We start from the raw sequence: 16,725 nt of genomic DNA, 5'->3' as shown, positions 1-16,725 counted from the left end.
GAGAACGCGCCCCCCGGCCAAGGGTTGACACCCGCAGAGGCGCCACTCATATTACATGCACTTTGGTTCGAATTTTGATCAGATGTTCACGCGTCTGTTGTGTACGCCGGAGGACACATGCCCACCTCGCCTCACACCGCGGCCGACGCCGCCGTGCCCCGCCCCGGACTGCTCGAACGGCAGGGGATCGTCCGCCCGCTCGCCTTCGGCTACCTCGCCGTCATGCTCTTCATGGTCGGCGACGGCATCGAAGTCGGATTCCTCTCGCCCTACCTGGAGTCGCGCGGGCTCTCCGGCAGCGAGGTCGCCCTGCTGTGGAGCGTCTACGGCTTCGTGGTCGCCATCGCCGCCTGGCTCTCCGGCGCGCTCGCAGAAGCCTGGGGCCCCCGTCGGGTGATGCTGCTGGGCCTGGGGATCTGGGGCGTCTTCGAGGTCCTCTTCCTGACCGTCGGCGTGGCCGCCGGGAACTACCCGCTGATGCTGCTGACGTTCGGCATCCGGGGCCTGGGCTACCCCTTCTTCGCCTACGGCTTCCTGGTCTGGATCGCCATGGAGACCCCGAGCGAGAAACTCAGCCGGGCCGTCAGCTGGTACTGGTTCGCCTCCACCGCCGGACTCGGCGTCATCAGCTCCTACTTCGCGGGCGCGGTCATCCCCGTCATCGGCGAGATGGCCACCCTCTGGCTCTCCCTCGCCTTCGTCGCCACCGGCGGCGCGCTGGTGCTCTTCCTCGTCCGGGCCCGGGTCACCAAGGGGCCTCCGGCATCGATGAAGGAATCCATGTCCCAGATGGTCAAGGCGCTCACCATCGTCAAGACGCACCCCCGCGTGGGCGTCGGAGGCGTGGTCCGACTGATCAACACCTTGTCCTTCTACGCCTTCGTGGTCTTCCTGACGACCCATATGGTCAACGAGGTCGGCTTCTCCACGGCGCAGTGGCAGACCATCTGGGGCACGATGCTGCTGGCCAATGTTGTGGCCAACCTCCTCTCCGGCTACGTCGCGGACTGGATCGGCGGCGTCAACACCGTCGCCTGGGTGGGCGGGCTCGGCTGTTTCGTGACCGTGCTCGCGCTCTACTACGTGCCCGAGGCGGTCGGCCCCAGCTTCGGCATCACGCTCGCCGTCGCTGTCGTCTACGGGCTGGCCCTCGGGGCGTTCGTACCGCTCTCCGCGATCATGCCGCTGCTCGCGCCCCGTCATATCGCCAGCGCGGTCGCCATCCTCAATCTGGGCGCCGGCCTCAGCCAGTTCGTCGGCTCGGCCGTGGCCGGACTGGTCGGCCCGATCGGCATCGAAGGCACCGTCTGGGTGATCGCCTCCGTCTATCTGGTGGGTCTGGTGCTTACCTTCACCCTCAAGGAGCCGAAGTCCGACGCGGACGACGCGGTGGCGGACGGGCTGCTTCCTCCGTCGCCGGTCAAGGAGCCCGCCGGGGCGGCGGTCGTCGCGCGATCGGGGGAGTGAGCGGGACGCAGACCGGGCCACCGACGCCCGCCTCGCCGCCGCGACGGTCGGCGGGCGTCGGCCGTGGATGACGCGGTGTGGCTATCTACGGCTACTTCGGCAGCAAGGAGAACCTCTTTGCCGCTGTCGTCTCCGAGGCCCTTGTCGGCGTACTCCTCTGAGTGCTCCGCCAAGTACAGACGAACGGGCTCTGTCGCTGATCTTGTGACGCTCGGACGTCCGACAAAAGGGGTGGATGCAACCGGGATACTGCTTGTCATGGCCGTTACCCAGCAGCTTGCCCGAGTCTCTGCGGAGTATCTCGCCTCTTGTCGAACGCGTGCCGCGGAGTCATCCGATGGTGACCACCAGTGGGACCTGTCGGCGGCTGACAGCCTCGACCTGGACTGGGCTCCGGGCATGCTGGCCCGCGTCTGCGAGATCGCCGGAGTCGACGATTCACACCTTGCCGCGCTCAGACAGGCCACTGACGGCGGCGTGGTGCTGGACGTCGGCTTCCTCAACGCTCACCCTCATGCCATCGGATTTTTCGGTCCCACGCCGACAGGCCTTGAAACAAAGGAGGTTGAGCGAGTCTCCGATCTGCTTGGAGACATCGACTTCCGGGCCGCACTGGCGGCGCTGCCGTCCGACGACCACGTGGCCGGGATGCTGATCGGCCACGGCGCCGAAGGCCTTACCCGCGGGCCCGGAACGTATCTGAGGGTTCATTTCGACGCGCTTCGCGAGTTCTACGAGGGAGCCTCGAAGCGAGGCCTTGTCATCGTCTCGTGGTGGGACTGACCTCCCCGGGTCGACCGGTGATCGATCGCTGACCTGGCTGATGGTCGGGGTGAGTCAGTCTGCAAGGAGTATGCCTCGGCTGAGGCTGACCCTTTGGAGTGGACACCCTGACAATGGATCTTGATGGTCCAAGGAGGGATGTCCAGGTGGGACGGAAGTCTCCGTATCCGGAGGAGTTCAGGAAGGACGCTGTCGCGCTATACCGCGCCGCGGCCGGGAAGCGGACGTACGCGGCGGTGGCCACGGATCTCGGTATCACCGCGGAGTCGCTACGGACGTGGGTCCGCAAGGACGAGGCCCAGGCCACGCCCGAAGGCCGCGACGGCAGCGTCAGTGCGGCAGAGGAAATGGCCCGGCTGCGGGCTGAGAACGCCAGGCTGCTCAAGGCCGAGCAGGAGTGGCGGCTGGAGTGCGAGATCCTGCGCCGGGCAGCCGCCTATTTCGCTCGGGAGGTGAAGTGAGCCCCGGCCGCTGGGCCTTCATCTCCGACAACCGCACCGACTTCGGCGTCAAGCGGATCTGCCGGGTGCTCGGTGCGTCCCGGGTCGGCTACTACCGGCACCTGGCCACCGAGCAGACCCGCGCCGAGCACCAGGCAGAGGAGAAGCGGACCGTGAGCGAGATCCGCGCCGTCCACACCGAGCACCGCCGACGATGTGGTTGGTCCGCATCAGCCGGGTGACGCGCTTGAGGTTGATCCTGCGCCCTCTCGCCCGCAGCTCGGCATGGACGCGCGGGCACCGTAGGCGCCCCGTCACCTGCGGAAGAAGAAGCGGACGACGATCGCGGACAGGACCACGCCGCCCGCGCCGGACCTGGTGATGCGCGACTTCACCGCGGACGCCCTGAACACCAGGTGGTGCGGCGACATCACCTACATAGCCGTCGGCCCGTCCTGGCTCTACCTCGCCACGGTGATCGACATCTGCTCAAGGAAGGTCGTGGGCTGGTCGATCGCGGACCACATGCGTACCTCGCTGGTCACCGACGCAATCGAGGATGGCCGTGGCCTCCCGCAGCGGCCGGGTTCACGGCGTCGTTCTCCACACCGACAAAAGCGCCCAGTACAACGCGGCCGCCTTCGCCGACGTCTGCCGCCGGCACGGCATCCGCCGAGCATGGGCCGGGTCGGCTCGAGCTACGACAACGCCCTCGCCGAGTCGTTCTTCCAGGGCCTCAAGCGCGAGTTGCTCCACGGACGCTGCTGGACCTCGAAGGCACAGGCCCGGCTCGAGCTATTCCGCTGACTTTCGTACTACAACCGGCGCCGTCGCCACTCCGCGCTCGGCTACCTCACACCAGCCGAGTTCGAACAACGACTGATCACGTCACGTACGCTGTCACTCGTCGCATGAAACCCGGTGTCCACTCCCCGGGATCAACCTCAAGCAGTGAGCACGCCTGGCGCACTGTCTTCCCCGCAACGCCGGGAAGACAGTGCGCCCGTTCGCCGACCACCGTCGCATCATCGACGGGATCATCTACCAGTACCGAACCGGGCTCCCATGAAGAGATCTGCCCCGCGAGACGTTCGGCCCTTGGCAGACAGCGAGGCACAACGGGACTCCTGGTGCCAGCAGGCGTGGCGCTGGAACCTCGATGTGGTCATCGACATGCACGACGACGCGATGGTCTATTACTGGGACAAGGAGTCCAACTCCTACGGCCGGAACGTGAACCCCGAGACGGGCACCTCCACCGCGACCCCTTACGACCAGGGCGGATATCTCAAGCGCATCGAATACGGGCTGCGCTCCAACACCATGTACTCGGCCAAGGCCGCGGCCAAGATCGACCTCACCCACTCCGAGCGCTGCCTGAGCGACTGCGGCACCTTCGACAAGGCACATGCGAAGAACTGGCCGGACGTACCGTTCGACCGGTACTGCGACTCCGGCACGGAGTGCAAGGACCGCTACACCCCGTCCTTCTGGAGCCGCAAACGGCTGACGGGGATTGCCACGTCGGTCCTGACTGGCGGTGCCTACAAGCCGGTCGACACCTGGAAGCTGGGTCACTCCTTCCCCGCCACCGGTGACGGCAGCGACCCGGCCCTTTGGCTGACCTCCGTCACCCGCACCGGACACACCGGCACTGGCGATGTCAGCCTGCCGGCTGTGAACTTCAAGGGCCTCACCCTCCCCAACCGGGTCGAGGGCGCCACCACCGGCGGCCAGCCCGACCCCATACCCCCCATGTGGCGCTACCGCATCTACGGCATAGACACCGAGAGCGGCGGATCCCTCGGCATCACCTACTCGCCGACGGACTGCAAAGCAGGCAGCGTGCCCACCCCAGAGTCCAACAACCGGCGCTGCTACCCGGTGAAGTGGTCGCCGCCGGACGCTCCGGGCGCGGAGTACGAGCCCTACCTGGACTGGTTCCACTCCTACGTGGTTACACAGATCCTGGAGAACCCGAACACCACGGGCGCCGTCGCCAAGCAGACGGAGTACTCCTACCTGGACGGCATGGCCTGGGCCAAGTCCAAGGACGACGAGTTCACCGACGCCAAGCACCTCACCTACAGCGACCGCAAGGGATACGGCCGCGTACAGGTACGCACCGGAGCCGCACCCGAGAAGCGCACCCTGCAGGAATTCCGCTACTTCCGCGGCATCGACGGCGCCTCGGTCAAGGACCAGGAAGGTGTCTCGGTCACCGACAAGGAACCCTTCGCCGGCATGACCCGCGAACTGGCGGTGTACAACGGTGACGGCGGCAAGCTGGAGTCCACCACCAGCTACGAACCCTGGCTGTCCGCCGCAACGGCCACCGAGAAGCGGCCGGAGAACCTGCCCGACCGCAAGGCGTACGCCACCGGTGGAAAGAGCGAACAGACCAGGACCGCAGTCGGAGCAGGCTGGCGCACCACCAAGGTCGAGCGGACCCTCGACGATGTCGGCCAGGTCCTGACCGAATCCGCTCTCGGATACGTGGCCAAGAGCGGCGACGAGGAGTGCACCACAACCACCTACGCCCGCAACACAGGCAACAACATTCTCAACCTGGTCGCCGAGTCCAAGACCGTTGCCAAGCCTTGCGGTACAGCCCCGAAGCTTCCCGACGACCTGGTCTCGGCCGAACGTCACTACTACGACAACGCGACCAGTCCGACCGCCGCGCCAGTTCGTCGGCCCACTCGGTGGGGAGGGGCTGCTGCTTTCCCTCGCCGCCCAGCTCGAGGTCGAACGCCCATGGGCCCAGGAGGAGCCGCCGCTCTAGGACGGATGAGTCCGAAGTCAGGGCTTCAGCGGTGGTCACTGAGGTTGGCAACCACGGTGGCCGTCCTCCTATGGGAAGGCAGGCTGCCTCTCCTCTACGGAGTATCCGGGCGGCAGCTGCTTCTCCACTGGCAGGGGCTCGGTGGATGTTGCACGAATCGGCCGGATATCACCGCAGATGAAGGACCTTCCGGCAGTAGACTCTTTGGTCATGGCAGCTGTCAAACGAATCGCTGCTGTGGCCACGTCCGTCGCTGTTTCGCTGGCACCGCGCTCGCCGTGGCACCCAGCGCCTCGGCCACCAGCTACAACGGGTGTGACTACCCGAGGGTCTGCTTCAACCAGACCCAGCCCGACTGGTCCATCGGCATGCCCAACGCCGCGTACCAGAACCTCAGTTCCAGGGCCGACTGGGCGTACAACAGCCGCAATGACGACCGCGCGATGCTCTGCTTCACGTACGGCGGCAGCACGTACTACAAGTGCCTCCCGCCCAACGGAACCATCCAGTTCTCCTCGGCTTCCACCGTCACAGGAATCCGGATCGACACGGCGTCCGCCTGCTGATCCCGTCCGTGCGAACACACCAGTTCCGCGGCTCACCCGACCGAGACAGACATATGACCCACTAACCCGTCATGCCCTGACGGCGTCCAGGCTCACGCGGTGCTGTCGGTGGCGGCTTCCCGCCGGCATGGGAGGCCGCGCTCACGGTATGCGAGGAGGAACCGGGGAACTGAGCACCCGTTGCCCGCGACTGGCGCCGTCGTTGGCCTGACTGAGAGGCGCACGCAAGGACAAGGAAGGGTCGTCATGCCTCTCTGCCCCGCGCTGCGCCTTTCCTCTGCCCCAACAGGAAGCGACCCTGGCCTTCAGGACCGGTCAATCAAGGCGGACCCTCATGACCACGAGCAACACCGACGACAACTCCACCGCAGCAGCCGACCCTTCACCGCAACGGGCTGCAAGAAGGTGGCTCAGCGGCCCTGCGGCGCTGGCGTATGCGGTTGCCATCGTCGGCGCAGTGGTGGCAGCCGTGGCGACTCCGCTCTGGGACCATGTGACGAAGTCGTTCTTCGACGAGCCGACCTGTCCGGGAGCGGCGTGCGAGGGCAAGAACCCGCAGAATCAGGGCTGCGGTGAGGACGCCCGCACCTTCAAACCTGCTGTGAACAACCCGGCCCTTCTTCAGATCCGCTATAGCGAGGACTGCACGGCGGTGTGGGCGAGGATCGAACACGGCCGCCCTGGGGACATGGTCACGGTGAAGGTGTCCGGTGGCACCATGCGAAGTGCCGACGTTGAGTACGGTGACGACAAGTTCACAAGTATGGCTGTTGTTCCGGACGGTGATTTCCAAGTCGCGGCCTGCGTGATCCCTAAGCCTGGTGGCGGCAGCACATTCGAGCGGTACTGCATCCAGGCGACCGAGGCCACCGCCTGGCGCTGACGGCTCGGGCCCTTCAGGGCCTCAAGATCAATTCATTGTCCCCAAACCGCCATCCCTCATGTCCCAGACGACCGCCAGCGTGGCCCGGCCTCGTCCAGGCGGAAGCCAACCGCGGTGCCGTCTCTTGCTGACGGCGCCACTCGTGTGTCGTCCCACGATGCAGCTCTCCCACCGGCAAGGTCCCGTCACAGCCGACCACTCTTGGCAACTGGCCGAATTCGCCGGGCACTCCACCCCTGACGGGCTGCAGCACCTCCTGGCGAAGTGCCGCTGGGAGGCCGACGAGATACGCGACGACCTGCAGGGTTACGTCGCCGAACACCTCGGCGCCGACGACGGCATCCTGATCATGGATGACACCGGCTTCGTCAAGAAGGCATCACCTCGGCCGGGGTGCAACGGCAGTACTCCGGGGCTTGTGTCTGAATAACTGTCAGAGTTGATCTGTGCATGTGTCGTCGCGTGATGGTAGGCGTGCTTGCAATCGGGCGAGGGTGCGGGCCGGGGTCCCGGGTAGCGGATTTACCGCGACGCGGTGCAGGTCCAGGAGGCGGTGGCCGTCTTGGAACTGGTTGGACAGGTTGGTGCGGCCGACATTCAGGAGCTGGGCCAGAAGTGTGCTGGTGACGGCTCTGCGGCGGCGTAACAGGGCGGTCAGTAGGCGGTGGTAGTGCGAGGCTGCTGGTCTGCGGGTGGAGGTAGCTGCGTGGGCGGTGGAAGCGTCGTTGGAATGCCGCCTTGGCCAGGGCGTCCCAGTACGGTTCCGAGATGGCGACGAGGTGGTCGAAGGCGGGGCGTGACATGCCGGTCAGAGCCGGGTCGGTGAGCATCGAGGTCAGGGCGGGATCGACAGGGTCTCCCAGGCGTTGTAGACCGTGGCGCCGTCGGACCGCTTCCGGCCGTCCGACTCTCTGGTGACCGACCATTCCGAGTCGCCGCGCTGGAAGCTGTACTCCTCGTCGCCGCTGACGATCGTGACGTCGCAGTCGCAGTCGCAGTCGCACCCGTAGCCGTCGTCGGGGTCGTCCTCGTACGTGCCGTCCTCGTGACGGGTGTTCAGCGTCACCGCTCCGTCGTGCTGCTGGGTGAGCAGGGCCGCCACTGCCACCACGGTTTGGTGAGCGTCAGGGGGCATTGGGGCGGAGCTGGGGCGGCGTGCAGGGCGCGCATGGTGGTGGAGGCGTGCCGCCCTCGCAGCGTGACTGAACCGTGTCCGAGATCACGGGGAAACTTCACCCGGTGACGTGCCCTGCTGAGTGGACAGCAGGCAAACGCATCGGGCCCTGGGTGTTGGCTCAGAACGAGTCGCCATGCCAGTGGGTTGCTCCCGTGGCCTGCAGCGTGGCGCGTATCGACTCCGGCGGGGCAAGGAGCGGGCGGGCCATACCCACCGTCTGCGTCCGCTCCCGGGCCTGATCCTGGGCGAGTAGCCGGGACAGGGCAGCGCGGACGGCTGGGTCCTCGGGGAGGTGAGCCCGGCCCACTGCGGCGCCCGCCGCACGGGCCCGGCGGGCCACCGCAGCGAGCAACTCACCAAGGGCCGCCGGTGCGGCTTCCGTCACCGCGCACTCGCGGACCTCGACGGCCTCGCCGATGTGCTGGGTCACGGTGTAGCCGACCGCCGTCCCCCCGTTGTCCTCGGCGATCAGCCATTCGGCGCCGGGGCCGTACCAGGCGGGCACGCGGTGGATCCAGTCGTTGGCCGTCCGCACCGCGGTCAGTGGGCGTGCGGCGTTGAATCCGGCGTGCAGTTCTGCCAGCTGCGGGGCGTCGGTCGGGGTGGCCACACGGATGCGGAAGCGGGGCTCGGGTGGGCCAACAGTGGTGAGCGGGCCCTCAGCCCAGGAGGTGCGGAAGCCGGTCCAGCCCGAGCGCTCGTAGACCCCGGGAGTGGCCGTGAACAGCAGGGACCATGCGCAGGACTCGGCGGCCATCGCCTCGGCGGCAATGGTGAGCAGTCGGCGAACCAGGCCCTGGCCCCGTGCCTCGGGGCGGGTGGCGACATTGCCGATACCGCCCACCCGTTCGACCCGGCCGTGGGCGTCGCGGAGCTGCCGCGGCACGTAGCAGACGACGGCGTCGACCGTGTCACCGCGCGCGGCCACGAAGGTCCGACGGTGGCGGTCGGGGTCCAGGGCGTGCAGCGCCGGGAGGTGCGGGGCGTCGAAGCAGATCGCCCATAGCGCGTGCACGGCTGCCTCGTCGGCCGGGGCGAGGGTGCGCAAGGTGTGTGTCATGGCGTCAAGTTTCCTTCTTTGCTGACCCGGTCACCAAAGGGTGGCAGAGCTGAGCGTCGTACGCCGCGTACGCGGCGGGGCAGATGTAGCGCATCCGGTGCATCTGTTCGGCGAGCACGCCGTCGTCCACGACGATCCGGGCCCCGTTGATGTACGCCCCGGCGTCCGAGGCGAGCAGCAGCGTGCCCACGTTCTCGTCGGGCACCGAGTAGCAGCCAATAGGAATACGCTCCCGGTAGGCCGTCTCGAACGCATCGCGGTTCGAAGGGGAACGCGCCGTCGATCGGGGTCCGGACCGTGCCGAGTGCGAGGGCGTTGGCGGTGATGCCGTGCGGTGCGAGTTCGACGGCGAGGGCTGAGCGCCGCATCGACGACACCGGGCCACGGCGTACGGTCGCCGTGGCCCGGTGTCCGCGCGCGGGTGTCACCCGCGCCTGGTCCGTTGAAGGCTCACCGCGTCGACGTATCCGGTCATGAGGTTCCACGCGGACGAGTACAGCGAGACGCGGACCGACGCCGTACCAGGCGGAGCCGTACCATTCGCCTGCGCGTCGATCCAGCGCCGCTGGTCCGCGCTGCGGAGCGGTGCGCTCGCCATCCGACCGACCGGCCGGCCGGCCCCGTCGAGGAAGCTCAGCAGCAGCACCGAATCATCGGTGCTTCCGTCCTCGATGTATACCTTGGCACGGGCCCGGTAGTGCGCCCCCGCGGCAGCCGGCACCGGCTCACTGGTCAGATCCGCCGACGCTTCGGGGCCGCTCCGGGCCGCATCGACGATCTTCATGCTGCGTCTGCCGGTGTACGCCCGCTCTTGGGAGAGGGTGAACAGGGTGCCACCGCCCTGCCACCCTGGGACGGCGCCGTCGTCCAGCGGCGCCACCTCGAAGCCGGCGTTGCCGACGGCCACGGCGCCGGCAACGCCGTGGCGCACCGGGATCATCCGCAGCCGGGACTCCGCCGTCTTGCCGAGGAAGTAGATGCTCTCGTGGCCGTCGGCGTCCCGGGCCAGGGTCATGAAGGCGACTTCCTCGTCGTAGTCGCCGAGTGTCACGTGGTCCATGGTCTTGGGGTCCACAACGGTGAGCTTGCTGGCCAGGGTGGTGTACAGCAGGCCGTCGGCGCCCCAGCGGAGGTAGACCGGCCGCCACATGCCGTAGTTCTTCACCTCGGGGTAGACGTTCTTGTACTTGACGACCCGGAGGGTGTCCGGGGCCATCGCGAACAGGAATCCGTCGGCCGCGCCCCACAGCAGGCCGTCGCGGCCGAAGCTGAGACCGCTGATCATCTTCGGGCTGTCGAGGCCGGGGAGGTCGAGGGTGAACTCCTTGACCTTGCGTTCGCCGGCGACATCCCAGACGAACATCTTGGCCTCGGACTCGGTGACGTCGGTCCCCAGACCGCCGTAGACGGTGGTGGAACCGTAGATCCGTCCGCCGCGCTGGGCGAGCCCGGCGACGCTCTGGTTGCGGACGATGTCGGGGTAGGTCTTCTTCTCCCCGTCGTCGGGGTCGTAGATGGTCAGCGCGCCGCCGAGCTTTCCGTAGTCGGGGATGGAGCCGATGAGCAGCTTGCCGTCGTGGGCCTTCATCACGTACGGCCGGTCCTGTTCGGAGCCGAGACGGAACTTCTCGGAGACGGCCGGGATTGCCGCGTCCAGCTTCGCCGAGGAGATGATGCCTCCGGGGTAGATACCGAAGTACATCGTGTCGCCCAGGCCCGCCATACCCTCGGCCTGGCCCATCGGGAAGCGGGTGGTGCGGCCGGTGCGGGGGTCGAAGCGGGATCCGGTGCCGCCGGGGTAGCCGCTCATGAACAGCGTGCCGTCCGGCGCCGCCTCCAGGTTGTGCAGCGGGTTCGGCGCGCCCTGCACCACCGAGGGCAGAGCCTTGCTCCGCCGTGACGCGATGTCGAAAGCGGTGATCCTGCCGCCCGACTGCAGGGTGACGAGCGAGGTTCCGGGAAGGTCCGGATCATTGAGCGGTATCCAGGCGGCACCGCGCAGCGAGGTACCGAAGGCGATTTGGGTCGAGCGGGACTCCAGCGTCGCCGTGTCGATCTCGTACAGCTCGCGGTTGTTGGCGACGTACACCTTCCCGTCCAGCGACTGAAGCTGGTTGAAGGAGAAGGCCCCCGAGTCCGAAGGCGTGTTCTTGCCGACGGACTTGTCGCTCCACTTGCCGGCGCCGAGGTCGTAGAAGAGCAGCTTCATCTGCGGGTCGGCGAACTTGACGAACAGCCAGCCGTCGACGACCGCCATGTCGTAGGCGAAGGGCACCTCCTGGGGCTCCACTCCGAGGAGCGCCGGGACCTGGTCGGAGATCTTCGTCTTCGTACCGGTGGCGGTGTCGAGCCGGATGACATCACCGACGGAGCCCACGCCCGCGTAGACGGATCCGTCGTGGTACGCGATGGAGCGCACGTACTGCTGGCCCGGCACCATCTGCCCGTAGTCGTGGAAGTCCTCGCTCTGCGGGTCGTATCTGAACACCTTGCCGTTGGGGAAGGTGCCGATCCAGACATTGCCCTCCGGGTCCGTGGTCATCGACCACAGCGACTTCTCGCCCGGAATGGTGCCGAGTTTGCGCACTTCCTTGTCGGCCGGGCTGTAGCTCCACAGCTCTCCCGTCTGGCCGCCGGTGATGGCGGCGATGTAGACGGTGCCGTCGGGGCCGATCGCATGCCGCCAGGACTGCTGCACGCCAGGCAGCGTGAACGAGCGCAGCAGCCGGTTGTCCCGGATGTCGATGACGTTGAAGATCGCGTTCTCGGCGGAGACCGTCGCGTACATCGTGGGCCGGCCGTCCTCCGTGCCCACCACGGCGTCGTTGATGGAGACCGTTTCCTGCTGGACGCCGAGGTCGGCCTCGGGGCCGAACCACGTCCGGTCCAGTGCCGATTTACCGGTGCCGCCACCTCCCCGGGCCGCGGCCAAGGGCGCAGGACCCGCGACCAGAACGGTCAGGGCGAGCAGCAGGATGAGGAGCGGTCTAGGGCGTTTTCGGGGCACCGTGGTCCCTCCAGATTATGAGAGTCTTCCCAATAAGTGGGCGTTTTGTTCGCGGACTTGAGCGACCTCAGCGTCCTCATGGCGCTTGACCATCGCAATGTTTTCGTGGACTCTCTGATTAATCCCTATGGCCGAAACGACGTCAAGAGGAGTACATGAACGCATCCCGACCCGCCGGCGGTGACTTGGCGCAGCTGCGTCGGCTCAACGCGTTCGGCGCGCTGCGGGCGCTGAGAAGTGCCAGCGCGCCGGTGACGCTGACCGAGCTGGCCACGCTCACCGGCCTCTCCCGTGCCTCGGCGGAGGACCTCGCCACCGAGCTGACCGACCAGGAGTGGGCGGCTGAAGTCCCGCCCGCGCCCGGCGCGGTGGGGCGGCCGGCCCGCCGTTACCGGTTCCGGGCCGAGTCCGGTTACGTCTTCGGGCTGGACATCGGCGCCCACAGCGTCCTCGCCGTGCTCGCCGACCTCTGCGGCACGGTCGTCACCACGGCCCGCCGAACGGTGCCGCCGGACATCCGGCGCGCCGACCGGCTTGCCGTCATCGGCGACGTGATGACCGAGTGCCTGGACGACGCGGGAATCGACGCCCACCGGATCTGGACGATCAGCGCCGGCACCACCGGCGTCGTCGGCCCGGAGGGAGACGTCGTACTCGCGGGAGCGGCCGCTGACTGGACCGGTGTACGGCTCGCCGAGCACCTGAACGAACGCTGCGCCGGGACGGTCCTGGTGGACAACGACACCCGGCTGGCCGCACTCGCCGAGCAACGCCTCGGTGCGGCACGGGACATCGAGGACGCCGTCTACATCCACGCCGGCCTCGGCCTCAGCGCGGCGCTGATCATCGGCGGCCGGGTGCACCGGGGATACGGAGGCGCGGCGGGCGAGATCGGCAGCTTCCCCGTCACCCCCTGGTCGACCGCCGCCACCCGCCTGGCGTGTTGTCCTGCCGTCCCGTCCGACGTACCCCCGCGGAACGCCGCCGCCCATGTGCTATCCGCCGCCCGCCGGGGCGACACCGTCGCCGTGCGCGCCGTCGACCGCTACGCCAGCGACGTGGCCCTCGGCCTCGCGGCCATGGTGCTGACCGTCGACCCGCAACGGGTCGTGCTGGGTGGGGGACTGGCCCAGTCCGCCGATGTCCTGCTCCCCCGCCTCCGTAACCGTCTGGAGCCACTGTGTATCCGGGTCCCCGATCTCCAGCCGTCCTCGCTCGGCGACGACCGGGTCGCGCTCGGTGCGATCTGGCGAGCCCTCGAGCACGTCGAGACGACGTACCTCGCGCACAACCGGCGGCCCACGGCAACGAGCCCGTGAACGGCCGTTCCGGACCTCCCGCCATCGACCCGGGCAACCCGTGCTCCGGTTCGCAGAGACCACTGCGCGGTCCGCCTTCCGGCTTTCAGGCGACCCCGGTACACGCCGTATGCATCGGCAGCCGTCCCCTGTCAGCTCTCCGCACCCGGTAACCGTTGACGGCTCCACGTCCAGGCATCGCCGCGGGAGACGCCTCCCGGCCCCACCGTACGCCTTGTCCTCGCGTGCCTCTCCTTCACCTCTAGGGAGCTCTTGGGAATGTCCATGCACCTTCCGATATCCGATCGGCCCGTCCGCGTGGCTCTCGTCGGCGCAGGCAACCGCGGCCTCACCTATGCCGCGTGGATCAAAGCCCACCCCGAACGCGCTTGCCTCGTGGCCGTGGCCGATCCCCGGCCGGCGGCCCGCGCCGCGGCCGGGGCGGAACTCGAGTTCGACGACTGGCGGCCGCTCGTCGAGGCAAACGCCATCGCCGACGCCGTCATCGTCGCCACCCAGGACCGCAATCACGTCGAGCCCGTCCTGGCGCTGGCGCGGGCCGGGTACGCGATCCTCGCCGAGAAGCCACTGGCGCCCAGCGAGGCCGAGACACGCACCCTCATCGAGGGCGTGGAGAAGACGGGCGTGCTCTTCGCCGTCTGCCACGTCCTGCGCTACACCCCCTACACCGACCTGGTGAAGGAGGTTGTCGGCTCGGGCGTGCTGGGCGAACTCGTCAGCGTCGAGCACCTGGAGCCCGTCGGCTGGTGGCACTACGCGCACTCCTACGTCCGCGGGCCCTGGCGCAGTGAGCGGGCGTCCTCGCCGATGCTGCTCGCCAAGTCCTGCCACGACCTGGACTGGATCTCCTACGTCACCGGGGAGCGCATCGAGCAGGTCGCCAGCTTCGGTGGGCTCAAGCACTTCCGGCCCGAGAACGCCCCGTCCGGTGCCGCGGAGCGCTGCCTGGACTGCGTCGTCGAGGACGGCTGCCCCTACTCCGCACTCAAGCTGTACGTGCCGACGCTGCGCGAGCACGGCTCCGTCTGGCCGGTCACCCACGTCACGGACTCCACGGACGAGACCGAGTTGCTGACCGCGCTGCGCGAAGGCCCGTACGGCCTGTGCGCCTACCGCGTCGACAACGACGTGGTCGACCACCAGGTCCTCGCCATGCAGCTGTCCGGCGGCATGACCGCGACGTTCACCATGGTCGCCTTCACCGAACAGACCGACCGTCAGACACGGATCTTCGGCTCGCACGGCTGGCTGCGCGGCGACGGCAAGCGCGTCACCGTCCACGACTTCCGCACCGACGAGGTCACCGTCCACGAGGTCGACACGAGCGGTTCCAATGCAGCCGAGGGACACGGCGGCGGAGACACGGCGTTGGTTGATGCCTTCGTCCACGCCGTCGCCACCGGCGACCCGGCCGCGGTCCGCTCCGGCACCAAGGCCACGCTCGGCAGCCATCTGGCGGCCTTCGCCGCCGAACGCGCCCGCCTCACCGGCTCCGTACAGAGCGTGCCGGTGCGCTGATCCACATCCCCGAACAACACCGTTCCCCGCTCATCCCCAGGAGGTTTCCGCTCATGTTCCGTATCGCCCGTCGCCGGCCGAGACCCCGTGCCGTCACCGTGCCGCTGCTCTCAGCTGCCCTCGCCACCACCGTCCTCGCCGGCTGCGGATCCGGGGACGACGGCAGCACCATCACCATGTGGACCTACCCGGTCATCTTCGACGAGGCCAAGAACCAGGCTTACTGGGACGGTCTGGTCAAGGAGTTCGAGAAGAAGCACACCGGCACCAAGGTGAAGGTCGAGACCTACCCGTGGGCCAATCGCGACACCGCACTCGCCACCGCCATCGGCGCGGGAAAGGGGCCGGACGTCGTCTACCTCATCCCGGACCAACTGCCGAAGTACGAGCGGAGCATCGTGCCCGCGGACCAGTACATGCCGGCCAAGGCCAAGGCGGACTACACCAAGTTTGCCCTCGACTCCGTGACCGTCGACAGCAAGGTGCTCGGCACCCCCGTCCTCACCAGCGCCAACCCGCTCATCTGCGACAAGCGCGTCTTCAAGGCCATCGGCGAGAGCGAATACCCCACCACCTGGGACGAATTGGCCGGCCTCGCTCCCAAGCTGAAGGAGAAGGGGTACTACGCCACCAGCTACAGCGGTGACACCCAGCAGACCCTGAACATGACCTTCTACCCGCTGCTGTGGCAGGCCGGCGGCGACGTGTTCTCCGAGGACGGCAAGAACGTGACCTTCAACGACGCGGCCGGCGTCAAGGCGCTGACGTACCTGAAGAAGCTGGTCGACGGCGGCTACACCGACAAGGACCTGATCACCATCACGCCGAAGGTGGAGCAGACCCCGGTCGCCCGGGGCAAGGTGGCCTGCACCTGGCAGAACACCCCGGCCGACGTCGAACCGTTCTGGGGCAAGGAGAACATCGCAGTCCAGCCGCCGCTGAAGGAGACGGCATCGGTCGGGTACGGCACGGTCGGCGCGCTGTCGATGCTCAAGGGGGCCGATGTCAAGGCGGCTGGAGAGTGGATCTCGTTCGTCGCCGAGGCAAAGAACGCCGCCGGACTGGAGAAGCAGTCCGGTACCTTCCCGGCCCGCACCTCCGCCGGGAAGCTCTATCCCGACGACAAGATCCTCACCGCCGTCGCCGACACACTCCCGGCCATGGAGGCCGGGCCGCTGGAAGAGAAGTCCCGTGAGGTGATGGGCGTCCTCGCGCCGGAGATCCAGGCCGCGATGCTCGGCAAGAAGTCTCCCCGGCAGGCCCTCGACGACGCTGCCAAGGCGGCCGGTCCGCTGCTCGGTCGCTGACACCGGCGCCCCCGCCCGTCCGCCGAACCACACGCCCGGCGGACGGGGGACCACCGCTCACCGCTCCCCGCTCCCCGCACAGAGGAGGTCACCGTGGCAGTCGTCGCGGAACCCACCCGCCCAGGTCGCCGCAGCGGGCCGCAGGCGCGCCATGAGGCCCGTATCGGTCTGCTCTTCGTCCTCCCCTGCCTGTTGCTCTTCCTTGCCTTCCGCTTCGGCCCCGCCGTGGCCGGGGTGCTGATGAGCTTCACCGACTACACGCTCACCGGCGGCGGGCATTTCACCGGTACCGCCAACTTCCGTCGGCTGTGGGCCGATCCGCTGTTCTGGCAGGCGCTCAAGGTCACGGTCCTCTACACCGTGCTCGCGGTGCCGGGCACGCTGATCGCCTCGGTGTCCCTGGCCCTGATCAC

General features: G+C 68.0%; 10 protein-coding genes and 5 pseudogenes. 11 read left to right on the top strand and 4 right to left on the bottom strand.

Annotated elements, in window-relative coordinates; all coding sequences use genetic code 11:
* The first annotated feature begins 117 nt into the window (after positions 1-117).
* The 7 genes and pseudogenes from ACFYY7_RS40205 to ACFYY7_RS40175 form a co-directional block, all read left to right on the top strand.
* A complete protein-coding gene (locus tag ACFYY7_RS40205) occupies positions 118-1,467 on the top strand; it encodes an MFS transporter (RefSeq protein ID WP_388669748.1) in 1,350 nt (449 codons plus the stop codon).
* A 258-nt stretch (positions 1,468-1,725) separates the two neighbouring features.
* Entirely contained in the window at positions 1,726-2,250 is a 525-nt protein-coding gene (locus ACFYY7_RS40200; protein ID WP_388669745.1) for a DUF1877 domain-containing protein, read from the top strand.
* 146 nt (positions 2,251-2,396) lie between these two features.
* Positions 2,397-2,906: pseudogene (locus ACFYY7_RS40195) on the top strand (transposase); the annotation flags it as partial.
* 90 nt (positions 2,907-2,996) lie between these two features.
* Positions 2,997-3,605 (top strand): annotated as a pseudogene (locus ACFYY7_RS40190) (IS3 family transposase); the annotation flags it as partial.
* A gap of 198 nt (positions 3,606-3,803) precedes the next feature.
* A pseudogene (locus ACFYY7_RS40185) lies at positions 3,804-6,041 on the top strand (hypothetical protein); the annotation flags it as partial.
* A 334-nt stretch (positions 6,042-6,375) separates the two neighbouring features.
* Positions 6,376-6,924: a DUF2690 domain-containing protein gene (locus ACFYY7_RS40180; RefSeq protein ID WP_388669742.1), complete on the top strand. Its 549-nt coding sequence runs from the start codon at positions 6,376-6,378 to the stop codon at positions 6,922-6,924.
* Between the two features lie 181 nt (positions 6,925-7,105).
* Positions 7,106-7,338, top strand: a pseudogene (locus tag ACFYY7_RS40175) (transposase); the annotation flags it as partial.
* A gap of 421 nt (positions 7,339-7,759) precedes the next feature.
* Here ACFYY7_RS40175 and ACFYY7_RS40170 read toward each other — a convergent pair.
* The 4 genes from ACFYY7_RS40170 to ACFYY7_RS40155 all read right to left on the bottom strand — a co-directional run bounded on the left by ACFYY7_RS40170 (position 7,760) and on the right by ACFYY7_RS40155 (position 12,168).
* Positions 7,760-8,035 carry a hypothetical protein gene (locus ACFYY7_RS40170; protein ID WP_388669739.1) on the bottom strand — a complete coding sequence of 92 codons (276 nt, stop codon included), beginning with the start codon at positions 8,033-8,035 and terminating at the stop codon, positions 7,760-7,762.
* Between the two features lie 184 nt (positions 8,036-8,219).
* A complete protein-coding gene (locus tag ACFYY7_RS40165) occupies positions 8,220-9,161 on the bottom strand; it encodes a GNAT family N-acetyltransferase (RefSeq protein WP_388669736.1) in 942 nt (313 codons plus the stop codon).
* A 4-nt stretch (positions 9,162-9,165) separates the two neighbouring features.
* Positions 9,166-9,366, bottom strand: a complete 201-nt coding sequence (locus tag ACFYY7_RS40160; RefSeq protein WP_388669733.1) for a hypothetical protein — start codon at positions 9,364-9,366, stop codon at positions 9,166-9,168.
* Between the two features lie 219 nt (positions 9,367-9,585).
* Positions 9,586-12,168 (bottom strand): hypothetical protein, encoded by a 2,583-nt coding sequence (locus ACFYY7_RS40155; RefSeq protein ID WP_388669730.1) that lies wholly within the window; start codon positions 12,166-12,168, stop codon positions 9,586-9,588.
* A 155-nt stretch (positions 12,169-12,323) separates the two neighbouring features.
* On the opposite strand from ACFYY7_RS40155, the gene ACFYY7_RS40150 reads away from it, so the two are divergent.
* From ACFYY7_RS40150 to ACFYY7_RS40135, 4 genes and pseudogenes are all read left to right on the top strand, one after another.
* The gene (locus ACFYY7_RS40150) at positions 12,324-13,487 is read left to right on the top strand and encodes an ROK family protein (protein WP_388669727.1); all 1,164 of its coding nucleotides are present in this window, start codon (positions 12,324-12,326) and stop codon (positions 13,485-13,487) included.
* A gap of 258 nt (positions 13,488-13,745) precedes the next feature.
* Positions 13,746-15,005, top strand: coding sequence for a Gfo/Idh/MocA family protein (locus tag ACFYY7_RS40145; RefSeq protein WP_388669724.1), 1,260 nt, complete (start codon positions 13,746-13,748; stop codon positions 15,003-15,005).
* A 53-nt stretch (positions 15,006-15,058) separates the two neighbouring features.
* Positions 15,059-16,312 (top strand): extracellular solute-binding protein, encoded by a 1,254-nt coding sequence (locus ACFYY7_RS40140; protein WP_388669721.1) that lies wholly within the window; start codon positions 15,059-15,061, stop codon positions 16,310-16,312.
* 93 nt (positions 16,313-16,405) lie between these two features.
* Positions 16,406-16,725: pseudogene (locus ACFYY7_RS40135) on the top strand (sugar ABC transporter permease); the annotation flags it as partial.

This window comes from Streptomyces sp. NPDC001933, assembly GCF_042890955.1.
Classification (GTDB): Bacteria; Actinomycetota; Actinomycetes; order Streptomycetales; family Streptomycetaceae; genus Streptomyces.
Note: the sequence above shows the minus strand (reverse complement) of the source record. Positions and strands in the feature narration are given on the sequence as shown.